This is a genomic window from Rhizobium sp. F40D2 (assembly GCF_051810745.2).
Lineage (GTDB): Bacteria > Pseudomonadota > Alphaproteobacteria > Rhizobiales > Rhizobiaceae > Rhizobium.
Genome location: NZ_CM131436.1, coordinates 1522612 through 1543960, shown reverse-complemented (window position 1 = coordinate 1543960; position 21349 = coordinate 1522612). Strand labels below are relative to the sequence as shown.

Here is a 21349-nt window from a genome sequence, read left to right as displayed (position 1 = left end):
GAGGAAGTAATGCGTATCGGATCGAAACTGTATGGAGCAGCCCTTGCTCTCAGCCTGTGTCTGCCGGTGGCGGCGCAGTGCGCCGAGGCAGCCGGCAAGATGGCGCCGGCGCCGGCCGCTCAGCGCCTATGAGCTCTACCGCATCTACGGCGACAAGACCTGGGTCTGGAACACCGGCGGCGGGCGGTTCTTGGATGATGGCCGGCGTTTCGTCGCCTGGGTGAACGACAAGGGCAAGCAATCCTTTGCCGAAGGCAAGTGGGTGGTCGACGACCTCGGCCAGCTCTGCATGCGCGCCACCTGGACGAATGCCGAGGGTGCGGCCCGCGCCAGCACCTGTTTCGGCCACCGCAAGATCGGCAACACGATCTATCAGCGGCGCCAGCCGGACGGCAAGTGGTACGTCTTCCGTCATGCCTCGGTGCGCGGGGATGACGAGTTTCGCAAGCTCGTTCCCATGGATTCGGTCAGCGACAAGGCGCGTGACCTGAAGCAGGTCCTGCTGAGCCAGGAAGTAGCCCGAAAAGGAGGGTGAGCCATGAAGAAGCTGATGAAAAACAACCTCTCCACCGCAGCGATCGCGCTGCTCCTGCTGTGTGTCGCCGATATGCCCGGCCGAAGCGAGATGCAATATGCGGGCATAGCCCCGAACCCGGCAGCAAGCGTCAAGACGATCATCGATAAACGCCCCATTCTTCATGCCGACGGCATCAAGTTCGGCGCCTACGATCCGCATGGCGATTTCGGCGCACAATCGAATGTCGCAACCGAAGCGCTGTTCCTGCCCTGGGAAGACGTCGATCTGGAGACGCTGCGCGTCGCCGATGCCTACGCGCAGGCCAGAGGCCGCAATCTGCTGATCACCGTGGAGCCGTGGTCCTGGGACGTCGACTGGCGGCTGACATCCAACGAGCTTCGTCAAAAGGTTCTGCGCGGCGATTACGATGTCAATATGCGGGCGATCGCGCAGATGATATCCCAGCTGAAGAGCCCGGTGATCGTCCGCTGGGGCCAGGAGATGGAGGATAAGTCGGGGCGGTTTTCGTGGTCCGGGTGGAACCCGCGGGACTATATCGCCGCCTATAAGCGGATGATGGATATCGTCCGGCAGGAGGCGCCGGGCACTCAGATCATGTGGTCGCCGAAGGGCGAGCCGGGCTTGCAGGACTACTATCCCGGTGACGATTATGTCGATCTCGTTGGGCTCTCGGTCTTCGGCCTGGAACGCTACGACGAGCTTGCATACGACAAGCATCGGACGTTCTCCGAAGCGCTGAAGCAGGGTTACGATCTCGTCGCCGGTTACGGCAAGCCGATCTGGGTGGCGGAGCTCGGCTATCAAGGCGGCGACGCCTATGTCAGGCCCTGGATCGAAACCGCGACGCTGAAACAGAGCGCCTTCCCGAACTTGCAGGAAGTCGTCTATTTCAACGATCGGGATGTGCACGCCTGGCCGTTCGATCTCGGCCGGCCGGACTGGCGCGTGATCGATAGCGTCGGCAACTGATCCCGCAAAACAAGGAGAGGTCCGCCGGGGTTCGCGGGCCTCTCCTCGCAGGTTAAGGCATGGCGCGCAAAAAGATCGCGACGCGCTTTAGCTCTTTGTTTTACGCATGTCGTTTGCGGCAAAAGCGCTTCGCGCTTTGCCTGGGAAAACCGCTGCACACTTTTGCGCGACATGCTTTAGGCGATCGATCATCCTTTGAGCGTCGCCTTACCCTCTTCGACGAGCCGGGTCGCCGCATCGGCCGGCGAAATCCGTTCGAAAGCGAGTTCGTCGCAGATCGGGCGCAGGACGCGCTGGTCGAACTGGGTTGCGCCCATCGGCACCGGCGGCGGATATTCGCCGACCTGATCTTTCAGAAGATTGACGTATTTGACCGTTTCCTGCTCCGTCGGGTTGAGCTGCGGCAGAATGGCTTCACGCACGGTCGGCGACATCGGCACGCCGCGCTCGACGCCGAGAATCTTGCCGGCCTCGATATCGTTGACGAAGAAGTCGATGAATTTCGCTGCCGCTTCGCCGTTCTTCGTCGTGGCGCCGACACTCCAGATCAGCGCGGGGCGGTAATAGTGGCCCGACGGCCCGCCCTTCTTTTCCCGCGGCAGCATGGTGATGCCGAGCTTGTTCTTGATAATCAGCTGGTAGCCGACCATCTGGTTGGAATAGGCCATGCCGATCACCGATTTGCCGACACCGAGGCTATTGGTGTCGATGGTGTTCTGATCGAGCGTCTGGACGTCGGCGGCAACGGTTCCGCCGGCTTTGCGCAGCTTCTCCCAATAGTTGAACCATTCCGCGGCATCGTCGGCGGTGAAGCCGAGCCCGACGGTTTCCTTGGCAAAAAGGCTCTTGCCGCGCTGGCGCAGCCAGGCGTCGAACACATAGGCGTAGCGGGCCGCATAGGGGCCTCCGCTCTTGCCGGAAGACTTTGTGAGTTCGACGGCGAGCTTGGCATACTCATCCCAGGTAAGGTCGGGTGTCGGCAGCGGGATGCCGGCCTTTTCGAACTCTACCGTGTCGAAAAACATCGAGAAGGAGTTGAGGCCGAGGCCGACACCATAGAGTTTGCCGTCGATGGTGGTCAGTTTCAGCATGTCGGCGCCGAAGGACTGGACCTTCAGCGTCGAGGGGACGAATTCGTCGAGCGGCAGGCAGGCGCCACGCTTGGAATAATCGGAGATCGTTCCCGGCTCGAGCTGGAAAATGTCGGCGATCGAGCGGCCGGCCATCTGCGTAGCGAGCTTCGTCCAGTAGCCGTCGCCGGATAGCGATTCACCCACGATGGTGATGCCGGGTGTCTTCGATTGATAGAGCTTGGCGACATCGAGCGTGCGCTTGGCGCGGTCGTTCGAACCCCACCACATTGCACGCAGCGAGGTGCCCTCGGCAAAAGCCGGAATGGCGCTTCCCGCGCCCAAGGCGAGGCCGGCGGCTGCTCCGGCTGATCCCATCAGAAATGAACGGCGGTTGACCTGCATGATATCCTCCTTGCTCCAATATGCCCGCTGCCATCCTCCAATGGCGTTTGCGAGCAATTCGTCGCAAAGAGTACGCAAAAAAATAATCATTGCAAGAAATAATGATTATCTTGCAAATTTGCATAACTTGCATAAACTTTGCCCCATGAACGACGAAAAAATCAGGAACGAACAGAAAATCAGACGACCGCGCCAGGCCGATATCGCCACATTGGCCGGCGTCTCCGTCTCGACGGTGTCGCGAGTGCTCGCCAACGAACCCGGCATCAGCGAAACCGTGCGACGCCAGATCTTGAGGGTCGCCGCTGATCATGGTTATCCGGTCAAGTCAGCGACTGAAGCCGTTGCTGGCGGGCTTGCGCTGATCGCCAGCGACGGCGTCACCGGCGGCCTTAGCGTGTTTTACGAAGCAATCGTCGACGGCTTGCGCGCCGGTGCTGCCGAAGCGGGCATGCCCTTCGAGATCCGCATGGTCCGCGAGGATCGCACCACGCCGGATGCCGTGCGCGACTATATGCGGGCAGCCGGCGCCGAAGGCCTCTTTCTGGTCGGCATCGATCCGAACGAGATGCTGCGCGACTGGCTGCGGGACACCATGACGCCGGCGGTGCTTGTCAATGGTACCGATCCGATGATGCAGTTGGATGGCGTTTCGCCGGCTAATTTCTTTGGCGCCTATCAGGCGACGAGCCGGCTGATGAAGGCCGGCCACCGCCGAATCCTGCATCTGAGCGGCTCTCACCGCCATACCATCCGGGAGCGCATCCGCGGTTTCGAGGCGGCGATCGCAGCCGTCGCCGGCGCCGAGGGCCGTTTCGTGGATCTAGCGCTGCAGGGCAGCGCTAGCAGCGAGGCCCATGAACGCACGGCCGCGATCCTTGCTGAAAATGCCGGTTTCACCGCCGCCTTCTGCATGAATGATTTCATCGCCGTCGGCGTGCTGGAGGCCGCCACCGAAGCCGGTCTGCGTGTGCCGGAGGATTTCGCGATCGTCGGCTTCGATGATCTGCCCTGCGCGCTGATGACAAATCCGCAGCTTTCCACCATGCACGTCGACCGTGCCGCCCTCGGGCGCGAGGCCATCTCGCTGATGCTGTCCCGTTTCCACAACACGACCGCGCCGGCGCGCCACATTTGCCAGGCTGTCATTCCCGTTCCGGGAGGGACCGTTCCGAACGCTAAAACCCGTGAGTGATGCCGATGACCTATGATCCCGCCAGCGCCAACCCGCTCGCAGGCAACCCGCTCGAAACCCGCGCCGATATGAGCCGGGCCGTGCTTGAACTCTTCGATCCGCTGCTTGCCTGCTTCTCAAAAGGCAATGCCCGCGTCAGGCTGAGCGGTGCGGCCGCCCATTTCGACCGGGCGGCGGCCGATCTCGAAGGCTTTGCCCGCCCGCTCTGGGGATTGGCGCCGCTTGGCGCCGGCAAGGGCGACTTCGCCCATTGGCATCGGTTCGCCGAGGGCCTCGCAAACGGCACCGATCCCGCCCATCCGGAATATTGGGGAACGGTCAATGGCCGCGACCAGCGGATGGTCGAGCTTGCCGCTCTCGGTTTTGCCTTGGCGCTAGTGCCGGAAAGAATCTGGGAACCGCTCGAAGCGCGCGCCCGCAGCAATGTCATCGCCTATCTCAAACATGCCAGGCAGTTCGATTATGCCGACAACAACTGGAAATTCTTCCGGATCTTCGTCGATATCGCCCTCGATCGCCTCGGCGCCGATTTCGACCGCAGCCTGACCCGGCAATATCTGGAGGAGCTCGAAGGCTTCTATATCGGCGACGGCTGGTATCGCGACGGAAACGTCCGCCGCATCGACCACTACATTCCCTTCGCCATGCATTTCTATGGCCTGATCTATTCGAAGCTGGTCGACGACGATTATGCCAAGCGCTATCGCGAGCGCGCGATCCGCTTCGCCCGGGATTTCCGCCACTGGTTTGCCGCCGACGGCGCGACGATCCCCTTCGGCCGCAGCCTGACCTATCGTTTTGCCTGCGCCGGCTTCTGGTCGGCGCTCGCCTTTGCCGATGTCGAGGCGCTGCCCTGGGGCGAGGTCAAGCATCTCTGCCTGCAGCATCTGCGCTGGTGGAAGGAAAAGCCGATCGCCGATCGCGACGGCGTGCTGTCGATCGGTTTCGGCTACCCGAACCTGCTGATGTCGGAAAGTTACAATTCCGCCGGCTCGCCCTATTGGGCGCTCAAGGCCTTCCTGCCGCTGGCGATCGCCGAGGATCATCCGTTCTGGACCGCCGAGGAAAAGGCGCCGGAGCGGGGACCTGACGTCGTCCCCCAGCGTTATCCCGGCATGGTGATGATGCGGACGCGCGGCGATGTCGTGGCCCTGTCCTCCGGGCAGGAAAACCTCCAGATGCGTTTCGGCACGGAAAAATACGCGAAATTCGCTTATTCCTCCCGTTACGGCTTCAGCGTCGAATCCGACGAACGCGGCTTCGCGCTCGCCGCCTTCGATTCGATGCTGGCCTTCAGCGATGATGGTCTGCACTACCGCGTGCGCGAGACGAACGAGGAAGCCAAGCTCGCAGGCGACGTGCTGTACGCGAAATGGTCGCCTTTTGAAGATGTCGGCGTCGAAACCTGGCTTGTCCCAGCAGCCCCCTGGCATATCCGCCTCCACCGGATCAGCTCACGCCGGCCGCTGCGCATCGCCGAAGGCGGATTTGCCATCGCTCGCCGGGATTTCGAACTCGATAGGCTGTCGGCTTCGGATGGGACTGCCTATGCGATCGGCGACGCCGATTTCACCGGCATTCTCGATCTTGGTTCTTCGGTCAGGCGCATCGGCCTGGCCCAGAAGGCCCAGCCGAACACCAATGTGATCGTTGCGAAAACCCTGGTGCCACAACTGCGCGGTCAGATCCCGGCCGGCGAAACCATCCTGGTGACGGCGGTACTGGCGCTCAACGATCCCGCCGCCGTCTCCTCGGCCTGGACGAAGCCGCCGAAGGCGCCCGACATTGCAGCGCTGGAGGCCCTGGTGCGGGAAAAGGGCGTGACCGTCAGCGCCATCGAAGCGCCGGGACAGATGCCATGAGCCGACCGGCCATTGTCCTTGCCATGCAGCCCTCGCGCACCGAATACGTCCTGCCGGATGAGATCCTGCGCCGGCTGAACGGCATCGGCCGTCTGCTGGATCCCGAGCCGCTGCAGCATTTCGACGATGCGCACGCGAGGCGTCTGCTGACCGAAGCCGAAATCCTGATTACCGGCTGGGGCGCGCCCTATGTCGGGCCTGACATTCTCACAGTCGCGTCGCGGCTTCGCCTCATCGTCCATGCGGCGGGCACGGTGAAGGGCATCATCGACGACGCCATCTTCGAAGCCGGCATAGCGGTCAGCCACGCGGCTGAGGCCAATGCCGTGCCGGTCGCCGAATTCACGCTGGCGGCGATCCTCTTCGCCGGCAAGCGCGCCTTCCGCTTCCGTGATCTTTACGTCGCCGACCGCAACCGCGATCGAACCTATCCGATGCAGCGCGAAGCGATCGGCAATTACGGCCGAACCCTCGGTATCGTCGGCGCCTCGCGCATCGGCCGGCGGGTGATCGAGCTGTTGAAACCCTTCGGCTACCGGCTACTGCTGTTCGACCCCATGGTCGATGCCGCCGAGGCAGCCGGCCTCAGCGCGGAGAAGGTCGAGCTCGACGAACTGATGCGACGCGCCGATATCGTCTCCCTGCATGCGCCGTCGCTGCCGTCGACCCGGCATATGATCGACGCGCGAGGACTGTCGCTGATGAAGGACGGGGCGACGCTCATCAATACGGCGCGCGGCATTCTCATCGATGAGGCGGCGCTGCTTTCGGAGCTGAAGACCGGCCGCATCGATGCGGTCATCGACGTCACCGACCCGGAGATCCCGGAGCCGGACTCTATATTTTACGATCTGCAGAACGTCTTTCTGACGCCGCATATCGCCGGCGCCATCGGGCTGGAACGGGCGCGCCTCGGCGAGATGGCGGTGGACGAGGTCGAGCGCTTCGTGACCGGCCGGCCGCTGCTCTACCAGATCCACCAGGCAAATCTCGAAAACATCGCCTGAGGCGCTAAGCACGTCGCGAGCTGCGGTTTTACGACAACGACATGCTTTGGCTATCAGCGCGCTGTTTTCAGCGAATTCGGCGACCCGTCATCGGCAAGCTCCGGCATCAGGTCGGAGATATTGACTACCTTGCCGGTGCGCGAGCTCGTCAGCGCGGCAATGCCGCAGAGCACGGACATGGCCCCCGCCCGCGTGCCGGCACGCTGGGCGAGCCGATCTTCCATATCGGGCTTGAAGATCATGTTGCGCATCCGGTCGTCGCCGCCGTAATGGCCGCCGGTGAAATGCGGAACGACGATGCGCTCGACCGCCTCCTTGCCATTCGGGAAATTGCGGATGAGCAGGATCGTGTCCTGCTTCGGCTCTTCCCAGGGCTGGGCCTCATACTGGCGAATTTCGATGCGTCCTTTCGTGCCGTTGAAGGCAAGGTGATGGCCTTCGATCGGCTGGAAGGTGTTCAATGAATAGGACACATGGACGTTGTTGCGATAACGAAGGCTGACCACCATCGTATCGGGAATATCGATGTCCTCGCGGAAGACGCAGCCGTCGCGGAAATAGCCGTCGATCTTGGAGGGATCCTCGTAAAGCTGATCGAGGAAAGAATCCTTTTCGATATCGAGATAGTAGTCGCATTCATGCGCGTGCGGACAGAGCTTGCAGCGCGGCCCGCGAAATGGCCCCTTGCGGCCGTAGTTCTGCAGGTCGGCGAAGGCGGTGACGGCGTCGGGATCGCTGTCGAGATACCAGTTCAACAGATCGAAATGATGCGTCGCCTTGTGGACGAACAGGCTGCCGGAATTTTCCGTATAGGCATGCCAGCGTCGGAAGTAGTCGGCGCCATGCTTGGTGTTGAGATACCAGTGAAAATCGACGGAGGTCACCCGACCGATCTCGCCGCCGTTCAGCAGCTCCTTGATCTTTGCGGCCGTCGGCGCGTAGCGATAGTTGAAGGAGACGTCGACGCGGCGGCCGGTACGTTTTTCGGCATCGAGAATCCGGCGAATTTTCTCGACCGAGGTGGTCATCGGCTTTTCGGTGATGACGTCGATACCGGCCTCCAGCGCCCGCACGACGATATCGTCATGCGTATGGTCGGGCGTGCAGACGATGACCAGATCCGGTTTCTGCTCGGCGAGCATGGAATCGATGTTTTCATAGAGCGGCGCGTTGCTGCCGATCATGTTGCGGGCGCGCTCGCCGCGCAGCGAATTCGTCTCGACGATGGCTGTGAGGTCGACATGTTCGCGCCAGCCGGCCAGCAGATCCTTGCCCCACATGGTGGTGCCGCGGTTTCCGGTGCCGATCAGGGCAAAACGGCGTTTCTCCATCGAATGATCCTCCTGCATGCGTGATGAAACGAATATTGAAATCAGATCTGGCAGCAGCTTCTGAAGCGCTCGACACAGGTGGCGATCACCTCGTCGGCCGGGCGTTTCCACCAGGTCTCGGCCGAAAAGATTTCCACCTCCTGCGCGCCGAAGAAACCGGCGGCCTCGACCATCCGTCTTATGCCCTTGAGGTCGATGACGCCATCGCCCATCATGCCGCGGTCGAGCAGCATGTCCTTGGTCGGCACCAGCCAGTCGCAGATGTGATGGGCAAAGATGCGTTTCATCCGGCCGGCGCGGGCGATCTGGTTGGCAAGATCGGGATCCCACCAGACATGGTAGACATCGATCGCAACGCCGACATCCTCGCCGAGCGGTTCGCACATGTCGAGCGCTTGGCCGAGCGTGTTCACGCAGGACCGGTCGGCCGCATACATCGGATGCAGCGGCTCGATGGCAAGCTTCACGCCGGCAGCCTGCGCATGCGGCAGCACCGCGGCAATACCGTCGAACACCATCTGGCGGGCCGCGACGATATCCCTCGAAGCGCCCGGCAACCCGCCGACGACGAGCACCAGGCAATCGGCCGCGAAGGCCGCCGCCTCGTCGATGGCGCGTCTGTTGTCGTCGAGGTTCTTCTGCCAGTCGGCCTCGTTTGCGGCCGGAAAGAAGCCGCCGCGGCAAAGCCCGGTCAGCTTGATGCCGTTCGATTTGACGATCCGCACCGCTTCATCGAGGCCGGCCTTGGCGACCTGGTCGCGCCAGGGCGCGATCGAGGTGATGCCGTGCTTCAGGCAGATGTCGACGGCTTCGGCAAAACCGCATTGCTCGCGGATCGTCGCCAGGTTGATCGAAAGTCCTTCGACCTGCATGTCATTCTCCTCCCATTGCCGTGCCGGCGCTCAATGAACGCCGTGGACGGCAAGCACTTGGCGCATGCGCGCTGTTGCCAGTTCCGGATCGGCCAGAACCCGCGCCTTGTCGGCCAAGCGGAAGAGCTCTGCCAGATGCGTCAGCGAGCGGGTGCTTTGCTGGCCGCCGACCATGACGAAATGATCCTGCAGGCCGTTGAGATAGGCGAGGAAGACGACACCGGTCTTGTAGAAACGCGTCGGCGCCTTGAAGATGTGGCGTGACAGCGGCACGGTCGGCTCGAGCAGGTCGAAGAATTCGTGGTTGCTCTTGCGGCCGAGCGCGTCGAGCGCAGCCGACGCTGCCGGCGCGATCGCATCGAAAATGCCGAGCAGCGCATCGGAATGGCCTTCTTCGTCGCCGGCGATCAGTTCGGCATAGTTGAAGTCGTCGCCGGTATACATGCGCACGGCCTTCGGCAGCTGCCGGCGCATCGCCACTTCCTTTTCCTTGGAAAGCAGCGAGATCTTGATGCCGTCGACCTTGGCAGCATTGGCTTCGATCACGTCAAGGCAGGTTTCCATCGCCTTCAGATGGTCGCCATTGCCCCAATAGCCTTCGAGCGCCGGGTCGAACATTTCGCCGAGCCAATGGATGATGACGGGTTCCTTGACCTGGCGGAGGATGCGGTCATAGACCATGACATAATCGTCCGGCCCCTTGGCGGCGACGGCAAGCGCCCGGCTCGCCATCAGGATGATGCGGCCGCCTGCCGCCTCCACTGTCTCGATCTGCTCTTCATAGGCTCTGAGAATGGTATCGACGGTCACGTCGGGTCCCGGCGTCAGATGGTCGGTGCCGGCGCCGCAGGCGATCAGCGCATCCTTGCGGCCGGCCGCTTCGCCAAGCGCTCGGCGGATGAGGTCGCGGGCCTCAGGCCAGCCGAGACCCATGCCGCGCTGTGCGGTATCCATCGCTTCGGCGACACCGAGGCCGAGATCCCAGAGCCGGTGGCGGAAGGCAAGCGTCCGCTCCCAGTCGATCGCCGGCGTCAGCCAGGGATCGTTGTCGGCGAGCGGATCGGCCACGACATGGGCGGCGGCAAAGGCGATGCGCGGAAAGGCCTTCGCGTCGCGTTTCTTCAGTTCGATCGGTGTGCCGGTCAGCGTATAGGGGACGATCTTGCCGTCCAGCGGGAGATTGATCGTCGTCACGGCTTAGAACTCCAATGCGGGAACGTCGAGCCAGCGGCGTTCGGCCCAGGATTTCAGGCCGAGTTCGGCCAGCTGCACGCCCTTGGCGCCGGCTTCCAAGCCATAGGGCCACGGCGCGTCTTCGACGACATGGCGGATGAACATTTCCCACTGCACCTTGAAACCGTTGTCGAAAGCCTGGGTGTCCGGAACCTCGTCCCAGGTCTTGTAGAAGTCGATCGTCTGCGGCTGGTCGGGGTTCCACACCGGCTTCGGTGTGTTGACGCGGTGCTGGCTCCAGCATTTCGTCAGGCCGGCGACGGCCGAACCATGCGTGCCGTCGACCTGGAAGGTAACGAGATCGTCGCGGCGCACGCGCACCGCCCATGACGAATTGATCTGGGCGATCGCGCCGCCTTCGAGCTCGAAGGTCGCATAGGCCGCATCATCGGTGTCGCAATCGTAGGGCTTGCCCTGCTCGTCGATGCGGCGCGGAATATGCGTAGCGCCGAGGCAGGAGACGGCCTTTACCTCGCCGAACAGATTGTCGAGTACGTAGCGCCAGTGGCAGAGCATGTCGAGAATGATGCCGCCGCCGTCGCCCTTGCGGTAATTCCAGGAGGGGCGCTGGGCCGGCACGCCCCAATCGCCTTCGAAAACCCAATAGCCGAATTCACCGCGCACCGAGAGGATTTTGCCGAAGAAGCCGGAATCCTTGAGCAGCGCCAGCTTGCGCAAGCCGGGCAGGAAGAGCTTGTCCTGCACGACGCCGTGCTTGAGCCCGGAGCGCCGCGCTTTGCGGGCAAGATCGATCGCCACCTGCAGGTCGTCGGAAATCGGCTTTTCACAATAGACATGCTTGCCGGCATCGAGCGCCCTGGACAAAAGTTCGGCGCGCATCAGCGTGGTGCCGGCGTCGAAGAAGATCGTGTCGTGGGGATTGGCAAGAGCGGCATCGAGATCGGTCGACCAGCGCTTGATGTTATGCCTCTTCGCCAGCTCTTCCATCTTGGCGCCGTTGCGGCCGACGATGATCGGGTCGATTTCGAGCTTCTCGCCCGATTTCAGCGTGATGCCGCCCTGGTCGCGGAATGCGAGGATCGAACGCACCAAGTGCTGATTGTACCCCATGCGGCCCGTAACGCCGTGCAAGATGATCCCCAAGCGTGCCATGTTTTCCTCCCTGGAATCTTTTGCGGCGGGAGTGGGCATCAAGCCCGGCCCTCCCAAGCCGGTAACTAAACAGTTACTTGATGGCAGAAGAGCGGCGAGGCTGTCAATAGTCAAATCCTGATTTCGGAATTCAGTGCTTGATCGAGGCGAGCGTCACGTGGACGATATGTCTTTCCCAGGCATTGAGATGCGTCGGCTCGATCAGATCGCGGCCGAAGATCGTCGAAAGCGTGTACTGGTTGGACAGGTAGAAATAGCCGAGCGAGGCGATCGTCAGATAGACGTGCAGCGGATCGGCGCTCTCGACGAAGACGCCTTGCTTCTTTCCCCGCTCGAGGACGTCCGACAGCTCGCCGATCAGATGAGAATGCAGTTCCTTGAGCCGAACGGATTGGCGCAGCCAGCGGGCTCGATGCAGATTTTCCGTGCCGAGCAGGCTGAGAAATTCCGGGTGCTGAAGAAAATAACGCCAGGTAAAGAGCGCCAGTTCGCCTATGCCCTCCTCCGGGCTGCGGTCGCCGATATGCAGCGCGCGCTCGGCAGTGCGGATGCCGACATAGGCTTCTTCGAGCACTCTGAGATAGAGCTGCTCCTTGTCGCCGAAATAATGGTAGAGCATGCGCTTGTTGGTGCCGGCGCGCTCGGCGATGGCGTCGACGCGGGCCCCGCCCATGCCGTTTTCGGCAAATTCCCGGGTGGCCGCTTCCAGGATCGCGGCGCGCGTTCGCTCCGGATCGCGCTGCGCCGTGCGTTCCTGAGATGGGCGCCGGGATTTTTTCTTCTCCCCGTTTTCGCCGTTGTCGTTCATCGTTTCCCCTCCGTCTCGCATGTTGCGCTCATAAGCCTTCGGTGCGAAATTGTAAAAACCGAATTTAGAAGGGCGGCGAGCAAGAACCGACACCCCGCTTGACAGGCTTGCCGCTTTGCTCGTAGCTTGTAACCAATTAGTTATTTATGCAAGAGTAACTACATCGGAAGCGTGTGGAGGCGCTTCCCCTTTAGAGGAGGAAAAAATGAGCCTACGTGTAAGCAGACGTAATTTCGTGGCGGGAGGCGCAACGCTTCTTTCGCTCTCGGCGCTGGGAACTAGCGCTTTTGCACAGGAAAAGCGCTTGCGCCTCCTGTGGTGGGGCTCGCAGCCGCGCGCCGACCGCACCAACAAGGTTTCGCAACTCTATCAGACGAAGAATTCGGGCACGTCGATCACCGGGGAATTCCTCGGTTGGGGCGATTACTGGCCGCGCCTTGCGACCCAGGTCGCCGGCCGCAATGCGCCTGACGTCATCCAGATGGACTACCGCTATATCGTTCAGTACGCGCGTCGCGGCGCGCTTGCGCCGCTTGAATCCTACATGCCGGCCAAGCTCAACCTCGACGATTTCGACAAGGCGCAGATCGAAGGCGGCAGCGTCGACGGCCATCTCTATGGCGTCAGCCTGGGTGCAAACTCGGCCGCGACGGTTCTGAACACCACTGCCTTCAAGGAAGCCGGCGTCGATCTTCCGACCCAGGCGACCACTTGGGAAGAATTCGGCCGCATGGGTGCGGAGATCACCAAGGCGGGCAAACGCAAGGGCATGTTCGGCCTCGCCGACGGCAGCGGCGGCGAACCGCTGTTCGAAAACTGGCTGCGGCAGCGCGGCAAGGGACTCTATACCGCCGATGGCAAGATCGCCTTCGACGTGGACGACGCATCGGAATGGTACGACATGTGGGCCAAGTTCCGCACGGCCGGCGCCTGCGTGCCCGCCGACGTCCAGGCTCTCGACAAAAACGATATCGAAACCAACACGCTATCGCTCGGCAAGTCAGCCGCTGGGTTTGCCCATTCCAACCAGTTCGTTGCCTATCAGCAGATGAACAAGGACAAGCTGGCGCTCACCAACTACATGCGCATCAAGGCGGATTCGAAGGGCGGCCATTATCGCAAGCCTTCAATGTTCTTTTCGGTCTCGGCCCAGTCGAAGTCGGTGGACCTGGCGGTGGACTACGTCAATTTCTTCGTCAAGAACCCCGAGGCAGCGCTGCTCCTGGATGTCGAACGCGGCATTCCGGAATCGGCCGCAATGCGCGAGGTCGTTGCCGCAAAGCTCGACGAGAACGGCAAGGTTGCGCTGGCATATGTCAGCGGCCTTGGCGACCTCGCCGGCAAGTTGCCGCCGCCGCCGCCGGCCGGCGCCGGTGAAGGCGAGTTGATGCTGCGCAACATCGCCGAACAGGTCGGCTTCGGACAGCTGTCTCCCTCCGATGGCGGCAAGCAACTCGTCGCTGAAATTACGCAGATTCTCGCAAGAGGCTGATCCCGTATGAGCAATGCGATGCGCACGCCCGCAGGGGCCATATCCGTGGAAAGATATCAGGGGGCCATGGCCGAAGGACGCTTCAAGCGTATCTGGAATGCCAATGCTCCCGGCTATCTCTTCCTTCTGCCATGGCTCGTCGGCTTTTTCGGGCTGACGCTGGGGCCGGCCCTGATTTCGCTCTACCTCTCCTTCACCGACTTCGACATGATCCAGTCGCCGCGGTGGGTGGGTATTGCGAATTACGTGCGCATCGCCACGGCGGATCCGAAATTCTCGGCCGCCATGCACGTCACCCTGACCTACGTGGTCTTCTCGGTGCCGTTCAAACTGACCTTCGCCTTGCTGGTCGCCATGGCGTTGAACCGCGGCCTGCGTGGGCTGCCGATCTATCGCGCCATCTTCTATCTGCCGTCGTTGCTGGGTGGCAGCGTGGCGATCGCCGTGCTCTGGCGTCAGCTTTTCGCCAGTGATGGCCTCGTCAATGCCGCACTCTCGCATTTTGGCATTGAAGGTCCGAGCTGGATCTCGCATCCGGATTATTCGATTTATACGCTGGTGGCGTTGTCCGTCTGGCAGTTCGGCTCGCCGATGATTATTTTCCTGGCCGGCTTGCGCCAGATCCCGCAGGATATGTATGAGGCCGCGAGCCTCGACGGCGCCTCGAAATTCCGACAATTCTACAAGATCACCCTGCCACTTCTGACGCCGGTTATCTTCTTCAACGCCGTGGTCCAGACGATCGACGCTTTCAAGGCATTCACGCCGGCCTTCATCATATCGGGCGGCACCGGCGGGCCGATCAATTCGACGCTATTCTACACGCTCTACCTCTACCAGGAAGCTTTCGGCAATTTCCGCATGGGTTATGCCTCCGCACTTGCCTGGATTCTGGTGCTGATCATCGCCGTTTTCACTGCCTTCTCCTTCCTGACCTCGCGTTATTGGGTGCACTACGATGACTGAGATGACCGCTTCCGCCACTGCGGCCAGGCCGCCATCGGATATCACCAAACGCAGCCTGCCGGCGTCGCTCATCATCCACGCCCTGCTGATCGCCGCATCGCTTCTCATGCTCTATCCGCTGTTGTGGATGGTTTCGGCATCAGTCAGGCCGGAAACCGAGATCTTCTCGTCGACTTCACTCATCCCGTCGTCGATCGATTTTTCGTCCTATGCGCGCGGTTGGGTCGGCCTCGACGTTAGCTTCGGCCGGTTCTTCTGGAATTCGCTCGTCATATCGCTGCTGGTGGTGACGGGCAATGTCATCGCCTGTTCGCTGACGGCCTTCGCCTTTGCGCGGCTGCGGTTTGTCGGCCGGAACTTCTGGTTCGCGATCATGCTCGGCACGCTGATGATCCCTTACCATGTGACGCTGATCCCGCAATATGTGCTCTTCCTCGATCTCGGCTGGGTCAACACCATCCTGCCGCTTGTCGTGCCGAAGTTCCTGGCAAGCGATGCCTTCTTCATCTTCCTGATGGTTCAGTTCTTCCGCGGCATCCCGCGCGAACTCGACGAGGCGGCGATGATGGACGGCTGCAGCGCCTGGCGCATCTACTGGAAGATCATGCTGCCGCTGTCGCTGCCGGTCTTGGCAACGGCCGCCATCTTCTCCTTCATCTGGACCTGGGACGATTTCTTCGGTCCGCTGATCTACTTGAACGACATGAACACCTATACGATCCAGCTCGGCCTGCGTACCTTCGTGGATTCCACCAGCGCATCGGATTGGGGCGGCTTGTTCGCCATGTCGACGCTGACGCTCGTGCCGGTATTCTTCTTCTTCCTGTTCTTCCAGCGCCTGCTGATCGAGGGCATTGCCACGACGGGCATGAAGCGTTGATGGCGGCAACGGGAAAGAGTGACATGAGCATGAGAACGGTCGCGATCGTCGGCTGCGGCATTGGCCGCTCCCACATTGTCGAGGGTTATCTGCCGCATGCCGACAAATTCAAGGTCGTGGCCATCTGTGACCTGAATGGAGAGCGGCTGGCTGCAGTCGGCGACGAGTTCGGCATCGAACGGCGCACCACCTCCTTTGCGGAGTTGCTCGCTGACGAAACGATCGACATCATCGATATCTGCACCCCGCCCGGCATCCATCTGGAACAGGTGGTGGCTGCCCTTGCCGCCGGCAAACATGTCGTTTGCGAAAAGCCGCTGACTGGCTCGCTTGCCGCCGTCGATACCATCATGGCAGCGGAGAAAGCCGCCAAAGGCGTGCTGATGCCGATCTTCCAGTATCGCTACGGCGACGGCATCCAGAAGGCCAAGCGGATCATCGATGCCGGCATTGCCGGCAAAGCCTATACGGCTTCGGTCGAAACCTTCTGGCTGCGCAAGCCGGAATATTACGCCGTGCCCTGGCGCGGCAAATGGGCGACGGAACTCGGCGGCGTGCTCGTCACCCATGCGCTGCACCTGCACGACATGATGATGCATCTGATGGGTCCGGCGGCAAGGGTCTTCGGCCGTGTCGCCACCCGCGTCAACGATATCGAGGTCGAGGATTGCGCCTCCGCCAGCCTGCTGATGGAAAACGGCGCCTTCGTCTCGCTGTCCTGCACGCTGGGATCGCAGGAACAGTTGAGCCGGCTGAGGCTGCACTTCGAGAATGTCACCTTCGAAAGCAGCCATGAGCCCTATACGCCGGGCAAGGACCCCTGGAAGATCATCGCCGCCAATGACGACGTGCAGGCAAAGATCGACCGGTTGATCAGCGACTGGCAGCCGGTCGCGCCGCGTTTCACCACCCAGATGGGCCAGTTTCACGCCTTCCTCGGCGGCCATGGGCCGCTGCCGGTGACGACGGTGGATGCGCGCCGCGCGCTGGAACTCGTCACCGCCATCTACCAGTCTTCCGACAGCGGCGCCGAAGTGCCGCTGCCGGTCGGTCCGGACAGTCCGAAATACGCCGATTGGCGTGCAAGAACGAAGTAACCGATAAATAAAACGAGAGGGGTTTTGAGAAGATGGCAACCAGTGTCGTTCTTCAGAAGGTCGAGAAGCGCTACGGCTCGCTGGATGTGATCCATGGCATCGACCTGACGATCGATCCCGGCGAATTCGTCGTTTTTGTCGGTCCCTCCGGCTGTGGAAAATCGACCCTTCTGCGGATGATCGCCGGCCTTGAGGAAATCACCGGCGGCGGGCTGCTGCTCGACAACGAGCGCATGAACGAGGTGGCGCCCGCCAGGCGCGGCATCGCCATGGTCTTCCAGTCCTACGCCCTCTATCCCCATATGTCGGTCTACAAGAACCTCGCTTTCGGCCTGGAGACGGCGGGTTACAAGAAGGCCGAGATCCAGCCGAAGGTCAAACGCGCCGCCGAGATCCTGCAGATCGAGAAGCTCCTGGAGCGCAAGCCGAAGGCGCTCTCCGGCGGCCAGCGCCAGCGCGTGGCCATCGGCCGGGCCATCGTGCGTGAGCCACGCATCTTCCTGTTCGACGAACCGCTGTCGAACCTCGATGCCGAACTGCGCGTGCAGATGCGCGTCGAGATCTCCCGTCTGCATCGGCAGCTCGGCAACACGATGATCTACGTCACCCATGACCAGGTCGAAGCCATGACGATGGCGGACAAGATCGTCGTGTTGAATTCCGGCCGCATCGAGCAGGTTGGCGCGCCGCTCGATCTTTACAACAATCCGGCCAACCGCTTCGTCGCCGGCTTTATCGGCAGCCCGAAGATGAATTTTCTGAAGGCCCGCATCGAGCAGGTCGGCGAGACGGAAACCAGCATCCATGTCTGCGGCAATTCCGTCCGCCTGCCACGCCGGCTGAAAGGCGAAGCCGGCCAGGATGTCACCTTCGGCATCCGCCCCGAGCATCTTTCCCTCACGGAGGGCGTCATCACGCTGTCAACCGTCAACGTCGATCTGGTCGAAAATCTCGGCGGCGCCACCATGCTCTACACCACGACGCCGGATGGCCAGCTCCTGACGATCGCCCTCGACGGCCAGCAGAAGGTCGAGCGCGGCGCCAATGTGAAGACCTTCTTCGATCCGGCTCGCTGCCACGTCTTCGACGCCGCTGGAAGGACGATCTAGCCGTCCTGCTTGACAGCCGATCCTGCTCTGCCCCATCATTTCGAGAAGGTGATGGGGGATGATGCATGACGCCTGAAGATAGGATTCATGCGCTCGGCATTTGGCAGGGCCCGATCGAAATCTCGCCGATCTCAGGCGGCATCACCAACCGGAACTATCTGGTCAGCGATGCCGTCGCGCGCTGCGTGGTCAGACTCGGCACCGATATTCCGATCCATCACATCAGCCGCCAGAACGAGCTTGCCGCAAGTCGGGCGGCGCATGCCGCCGGCATATCGCCGGCTGTCATCCACCATTCGCCCGGCGTGCTGGTGCTCGATTATATCGACGCGCGGGCGTTGTCGCCGGAGGACGTCAGGACACCGGGCATGCTCGCCCGGATCGTTCCGCTAATCCGCGCCTGCCATCACGACATCGCCCGGCATTTCCGCGGCCAGGCGATGATCTTCTGGGTCTTCCACGTCATCCGCGACTACGCCGCCAGCCTGAAGGAGGCGGGCAGCCCCTATCTGCCATTGTTGCCGGTCCTGATCGGCAGGGCCGAGACGCTGGAACAAGCGGCAGGGCCGTTCGACATTGCCTTCGGCCACAACGACCTGCTGGCCGCCAATTTTCTCGATGACGGCAGGCGGCTCTGGTTGATCGACTGGGACTATGCCGGCTTCAACACGCCGCTGTTCGACCTCGGCGGATTGGCCTCCAACAACGAGTTCTCGCAAGCCGCCGAGCAGATGATGCTGGAGAGCTATTTCGACCGGCCGCTGACCGATGAACTCAGCCGCCGTTGCGCCGCGATGAAATGCGCCTCGCTGCTGCGCGAGACGCTTTGGAGCATGATTTCGGAAATCCACTCCACCATCCAATTCGACTATGCCGCCTATACGGCCGAAAACCTCGCGCGTTTCGAACGCGCCTACCAAGCTTTTGAACGGAAACGATAAATGACGAGACAATTACCGAAGACGGCGAAAGCCGTTGTCATCGGCGGCGGCATCATCGGCTGCTCGACAGCCTATCATCTCGGCAAGCTCGGCTGGACCGATACCGTGCTGCTGGAACGCAAGAAGCTCACCTCGGGCACCACTTTCCATGCCGCCGGCCTCGTCGGCCAGCTGCGCACCAGTGCTAACATCACCCAGTTGCTCGGCTATTCCGTCGATCTCTATAAGCGGCTGGAGGAGGAAACCGGCCTCGGCACCGGCTGGAAGATGAATGGCGGCCTGCGCCTTGCCTGCAACGAGGAGCGCTGGACGGAGGTCAAGCGCCAGGCGACCACGGCGCAGTCCTTTGGCCTCGAAATGCAGCTGCTGACGCCGCAGGAGGCCTTCGATCTCTGGCCGCTGATGACGACAGACGATCTCGTCGGCGCCGCCTTCCTTCCCACGGACGGCCAGGCCAACCCCTCCGACATCACCCAGGCGCTGGCGAAGGGCGCCCGTTTGTCCGGCGTTTCGATCTTCGAGGATACCGAGGTTCTCGATCTCGAGATCGACAAGGGACGAATCCGCGCCGTCGTCACGGCGCAAGGCCGCATCGAATGCGAGCGGGTCGTCGTCTGTGCCGGCCAATGGACGCGCGCCTTGGCCGCACGCTTCGGCGTCAACGTGCCGCTGGTCTCGGTCGAGCATCAATATATCATCACCGAATCCTTCGGCGTCCCCTCCAACCTGCCGACGCTGCGCGATCCCGATCGCCTGACCTATTACAAGGAGGAGGTCGGCGGCATAGTCATGGGCGGTTATGAGCCGAACCCCATCGCCTGGGCGGAGAAAGGCATCCCCGAGGGTTTTCACTACACGCTGCTCGACAGCAATTTCGACCATTTCGAACAGATCATGGAACAGGCGCTCGGCCGCGTTCCGGCGCTGGAGAATGTCGGGGTCAAGCAGCTGCTGAACGGCCCGGAAAGTTTCACGCCGGATGGCAATTTCATTCTCGGCGAGGCGCCGGAACTGAAGAATTTCTTCGTCGGCGCCGGGTTCAATGCCTTCGGCATTGCCTCTGCCGGCGGCGCGGGCATGGCGCTTGCCGAATGGGTGACGAAGGGCGAGCCGCCCTACGATCTCTGGCCGGTCGATATCCGCCGTTTCGGCCGGCCGCATTTCGATACCGACTGGGTCCGCACCCGCACGCTCGAAGCCTATGGCAAGCACTACACAATGGCCTGGCCGTTCGAGGAGCATTCGAGCGGGCGCCCGTGCCGCAAGTCGCCGCTCTATGACCGGCTGAAGGCGCAGGGCGCCTGTTTCGGTGAAAAGCTCGGCTGGGAGCGGCCGAACTGGTTTGCCGATCTCTTCGCCAACGAGGAGCCGAGGGACGTCTACAGCTATACCAGGCAGAACTGGTTCGACGCTGTCGGCCGCGAGCACAAGGCAGTGCGCGAGGCGGCGGTCATCTTCGACCAGACCTCATTCGCCAAATTTGTGCTGAAGGGCAGGGATGCCGAGGCGGCACTCTCCTGGATCGCTTGTAGCGATGTCGCAAGGCCTGTGGGATCGCTTATCTACACGCAGATGCTGAACGACAAGGGCGGCATCGAATGCGACCTGACCGTTGCCCGCATCGCCGAGGACGAATATTACATCGTCACCGGCACCGGGTTCGCCACCCACGACTTCAACTGGATCGCCCGCAATATTCCGGCGGAGATGCATGCCGAACTGGTTGACGTCACCTCAGCCTATGCCGTGCTGTCACTGATGGGACCGAATGCGCGCGCCGTGCTGGAAAAGGTGACCGGCAGCGACGTCTCCAATGCCGCCTTCCCCTTCGGCCAAGTCAGGACCATCGGCATATCAGGCTGCCCGGTGCGGGCGCTGCGCATCACCTATGTCGGCGAACTCGGCTACGAACTGCATATCCCCATCGAATATGCGACCACGGTCTATGACCTGCTGATGGCATCAGGCGGCCAGTTCGGCCTCGTCAATGCCGGCTACCGCGCCATCGAAAGCTGCCGTCTGGAAAAGGGTTATCGCGCCTGGGGCTCCGACATCGGCCCCGACCATACGCCTGTTGAAGCCGGCCTTGGCTGGGCGGTGAAGATCAGGAAGAACATTCCCTTCCGCGGCCGCGAGGCGATCGAGCGGCAGTTGTCGGGCGGGGTGAAGAAGCGCCTCGCCTGTTTCGTTCCAGACGATCCCGATACCGTGCTGCTCGGCCGCGAGACCATCTATCGCAACGGCAAACGTGTCGGCTGGCTATCGAGCGGCGGCTTCGGCTATACGCTGGGCAAACCGATCGGCTACGGCTACATACGCGATGCCGATGGCGTGACGGAAGATTTCATCCTCTCCGGCACCTATGAACTCGATGTCGCCAGGGAGCGCATCCTTTGCAAGGTGTCGCTGGGGCCGCTTTACGATCCTGATATGGTGCGGGTGAAGGCGTGAGCATGTGGTG

Annotated in this window: 17 protein-coding genes and 1 pseudogene; 12 read left to right on the top strand and 6 right to left on the bottom strand. The window is 61.8% G+C overall.

Annotation, left to right across the window (positions count from 1 at the left end):
• The first annotated feature begins 9 nt into the window (after positions 1–9).
• Positions 10–535 (top strand): annotated as a pseudogene (locus tag ACS4RS_RS07525) (DUF995 domain-containing protein).
• Between the two features lie 3 nt (positions 536–538).
• Positions 539–1507: a glycosyl hydrolase gene (locus ACS4RS_RS07520; RefSeq protein WP_439011473.1), complete on the top strand. Its 969-nt coding sequence runs from the start codon at positions 539–541 to the stop codon at positions 1505–1507.
• Between the two features lie 188 nt (positions 1508–1695).
• Here the strand turns inward: ACS4RS_RS07520 and ACS4RS_RS07515 are convergent, their stop codons facing one another.
• Positions 1696–2982, bottom strand: coding sequence for an extracellular solute-binding protein (locus tag ACS4RS_RS07515; RefSeq protein ID WP_439011474.1), 1287 nt, complete (start codon positions 2980–2982; stop codon positions 1696–1698).
• Between the two features lie 145 nt (positions 2983–3127).
• Between ACS4RS_RS07515 and ACS4RS_RS07510 the strand changes: the two genes are divergently transcribed.
• The 3 genes from ACS4RS_RS07510 to ACS4RS_RS07500 are packed head-to-tail and all read left to right on the top strand — an operon-like array spanning position 3128 to position 7046.
• On the top strand, positions 3128–4177 hold the full coding sequence (locus tag ACS4RS_RS07510; protein WP_439011475.1) for a substrate-binding domain-containing protein: 1050 nt from the start codon (positions 3128–3130) through the stop codon (positions 4175–4177).
• A 5-nt stretch (positions 4178–4182) separates the two neighbouring features.
• On the top strand, positions 4183–6039 hold the full coding sequence (locus ACS4RS_RS07505) for a DUF2264 domain-containing protein (RefSeq protein ID WP_439011476.1): 1857 nt from the start codon (positions 4183–4185) through the stop codon (positions 6037–6039).
• Entirely contained in the window at positions 6036–7046 is a 1011-nt protein-coding gene (locus ACS4RS_RS07500) for a hydroxyacid dehydrogenase (protein WP_439011477.1), read from the top strand. The genes ACS4RS_RS07505 and ACS4RS_RS07500 overlap by 4 nt, the downstream gene beginning before the upstream one ends.
• Positions 7047–7099: 53 nt before the next feature.
• Here the strand turns inward: ACS4RS_RS07500 and ACS4RS_RS07495 are convergent, their stop codons facing one another.
• The 5 genes from ACS4RS_RS07495 to ACS4RS_RS07475 form a co-directional block, all read right to left on the bottom strand.
• The gene (locus ACS4RS_RS07495; protein WP_439011478.1) at positions 7100–8377 is read right to left on the bottom strand and encodes a Gfo/Idh/MocA family oxidoreductase; all 1278 of its coding nucleotides are present in this window, start codon (positions 8375–8377) and stop codon (positions 7100–7102) included.
• Between the two features lie 41 nt (positions 8378–8418).
• Positions 8419–9249 (bottom strand): TIM barrel protein, encoded by an 831-nt coding sequence (locus ACS4RS_RS07490; RefSeq protein ID WP_439011479.1) that lies wholly within the window; start codon positions 9247–9249, stop codon positions 8419–8421.
• A gap of 30 nt (positions 9250–9279) precedes the next feature.
• Entirely contained in the window at positions 9280–10443 is a 1164-nt protein-coding gene (locus ACS4RS_RS07485; protein ID WP_439011480.1) for a dihydrodipicolinate synthase family protein, read from the bottom strand.
• Between the two features lie 3 nt (positions 10444–10446).
• Positions 10447–11595 carry a Gfo/Idh/MocA family protein gene (locus tag ACS4RS_RS07480; protein ID WP_439011481.1) on the bottom strand — a complete coding sequence of 383 codons (1149 nt, stop codon included), beginning with the start codon at positions 11593–11595 and terminating at the stop codon, positions 10447–10449.
• Between the two features lie 130 nt (positions 11596–11725).
• Entirely contained in the window at positions 11726–12403 is a 678-nt protein-coding gene (locus tag ACS4RS_RS07475; protein WP_439011482.1) for a TetR/AcrR family transcriptional regulator, read from the bottom strand.
• Positions 12404–12608: 205 nt separating this feature from the next.
• Between ACS4RS_RS07475 and ACS4RS_RS07470 the strand changes: the two genes are divergently transcribed.
• The 7 genes from ACS4RS_RS07470 (at position 12609) to ACS4RS_RS07440 (ending at position 21339) form a co-directional block, all read left to right on the top strand.
• The gene (locus tag ACS4RS_RS07470; RefSeq protein WP_439011483.1) at positions 12609–13895 is read left to right on the top strand and encodes an extracellular solute-binding protein; all 1287 of its coding nucleotides are present in this window, start codon (positions 12609–12611) and stop codon (positions 13893–13895) included.
• 6 nt (positions 13896–13901) lie between these two features.
• Complete coding sequence (locus ACS4RS_RS07465) at positions 13902–14861, top strand: ABC transporter permease subunit (protein ID WP_439011484.1); 960 nt, start codon at positions 13902–13904, stop codon at positions 14859–14861.
• Positions 14854–15741 (top strand): ABC transporter permease subunit, encoded by an 888-nt coding sequence (locus ACS4RS_RS07460; RefSeq protein WP_439011485.1) that lies wholly within the window; start codon positions 14854–14856, stop codon positions 15739–15741. The genes ACS4RS_RS07465 and ACS4RS_RS07460 overlap by 8 nt, the downstream gene beginning before the upstream one ends.
• Positions 15741–16838, top strand: a complete 1098-nt coding sequence (locus ACS4RS_RS07455) for a Gfo/Idh/MocA family oxidoreductase (RefSeq protein WP_439011486.1) — start codon at positions 15741–15743, stop codon at positions 16836–16838. Before ACS4RS_RS07460 ends, ACS4RS_RS07455 begins: the two co-directional genes overlap by 1 nt.
• 32 nt (positions 16839–16870) lie before the next feature.
• The gene (locus tag ACS4RS_RS07450) at positions 16871–17947 is read left to right on the top strand and encodes a sn-glycerol-3-phosphate ABC transporter ATP-binding protein UgpC (RefSeq protein ID WP_439011487.1); all 1077 of its coding nucleotides are present in this window, start codon (positions 16871–16873) and stop codon (positions 17945–17947) included.
• Positions 17948–18012: 65 nt separating this feature from the next.
• Positions 18013–18888: a phosphotransferase gene (locus ACS4RS_RS07445; RefSeq protein ID WP_439011488.1), complete on the top strand. Its 876-nt coding sequence runs from the start codon at positions 18013–18015 to the stop codon at positions 18886–18888.
• Positions 18889–21339, top strand: a complete 2451-nt coding sequence (locus tag ACS4RS_RS07440; RefSeq protein WP_439011489.1) for a GcvT family protein — start codon at positions 18889–18891, stop codon at positions 21337–21339. It abuts the gene before it with no gap.
• Positions 21340–21349 lie beyond the last annotated feature (10 nt).

What these genes read in the sequence shown, in the direction of transcription:
- ACS4RS_RS07520 (WP_439011473.1), top strand. Translation starts at nt 539, where the DNA reads ATGAAGAAGCTGATGAAAAACAACCTCTCCACCGCAGCGATCGCGCTG.
- ACS4RS_RS07475 (WP_439011482.1), bottom strand. Translation starts at nt 12,403, where the DNA reads ATGAACGACAACGGCGAAAACGGGGAGAAGAAAAAATCCCGGCGCCCA.
- ACS4RS_RS07490 (WP_439011479.1), bottom strand. Translation starts at nt 9,249, where the DNA reads ATGCAGGTCGAAGGACTTTCGATCAACCTGGCGACGATCCGCGAGCAA.
- ACS4RS_RS07515 (WP_439011474.1), bottom strand. Translation starts at nt 2,982, where the DNA reads ATGCAGGTCAACCGCCGTTCATTTCTGATGGGATCAGCCGGAGCAGCC.
- ACS4RS_RS07470 (WP_439011483.1), top strand. Translation starts at nt 12,609, where the DNA reads ATGAGCCTACGTGTAAGCAGACGTAATTTCGTGGCGGGAGGCGCAACG.
- ACS4RS_RS07500 (WP_439011477.1), top strand. Translation starts at nt 6,036, where the DNA reads ATGAGCCGACCGGCCATTGTCCTTGCCATGCAGCCCTCGCGCACCGAA.
- ACS4RS_RS07510 (WP_439011475.1), top strand. Translation starts at nt 3,128, where the DNA reads ATGAACGACGAAAAAATCAGGAACGAACAGAAAATCAGACGACCGCGC.
- ACS4RS_RS07465 (WP_439011484.1), top strand. Translation starts at nt 13,902, where the DNA reads ATGAGCAATGCGATGCGCACGCCCGCAGGGGCCATATCCGTGGAAAGA.
- ACS4RS_RS07450 (WP_439011487.1), top strand. Translation starts at nt 16,871, where the DNA reads ATGGCAACCAGTGTCGTTCTTCAGAAGGTCGAGAAGCGCTACGGCTCG.
- ACS4RS_RS07505 (WP_439011476.1), top strand. Translation starts at nt 4,183, where the DNA reads ATGACCTATGATCCCGCCAGCGCCAACCCGCTCGCAGGCAACCCGCTC.
- ACS4RS_RS07440 (WP_439011489.1), top strand. Translation starts at nt 18,889, where the DNA reads ATGACGAGACAATTACCGAAGACGGCGAAAGCCGTTGTCATCGGCGGC.
- ACS4RS_RS07480 (WP_439011481.1), bottom strand. Translation starts at nt 11,595, where the DNA reads ATGGCACGCTTGGGGATCATCTTGCACGGCGTTACGGGCCGCATGGGG.
- ACS4RS_RS07460 (WP_439011485.1), top strand. Translation starts at nt 14,854, where the DNA reads ATGACTGAGATGACCGCTTCCGCCACTGCGGCCAGGCCGCCATCGGAT.
- ACS4RS_RS07455 (WP_439011486.1), top strand. Translation starts at nt 15,741, where the DNA reads ATGGCGGCAACGGGAAAGAGTGACATGAGCATGAGAACGGTCGCGATC.
- ACS4RS_RS07445 (WP_439011488.1), top strand. Translation starts at nt 18,013, where the DNA reads ATGACGCCTGAAGATAGGATTCATGCGCTCGGCATTTGGCAGGGCCCG.
- ACS4RS_RS07495 (WP_439011478.1), bottom strand. Translation starts at nt 8,377, where the DNA reads ATGGAGAAACGCCGTTTTGCCCTGATCGGCACCGGAAACCGCGGCACC.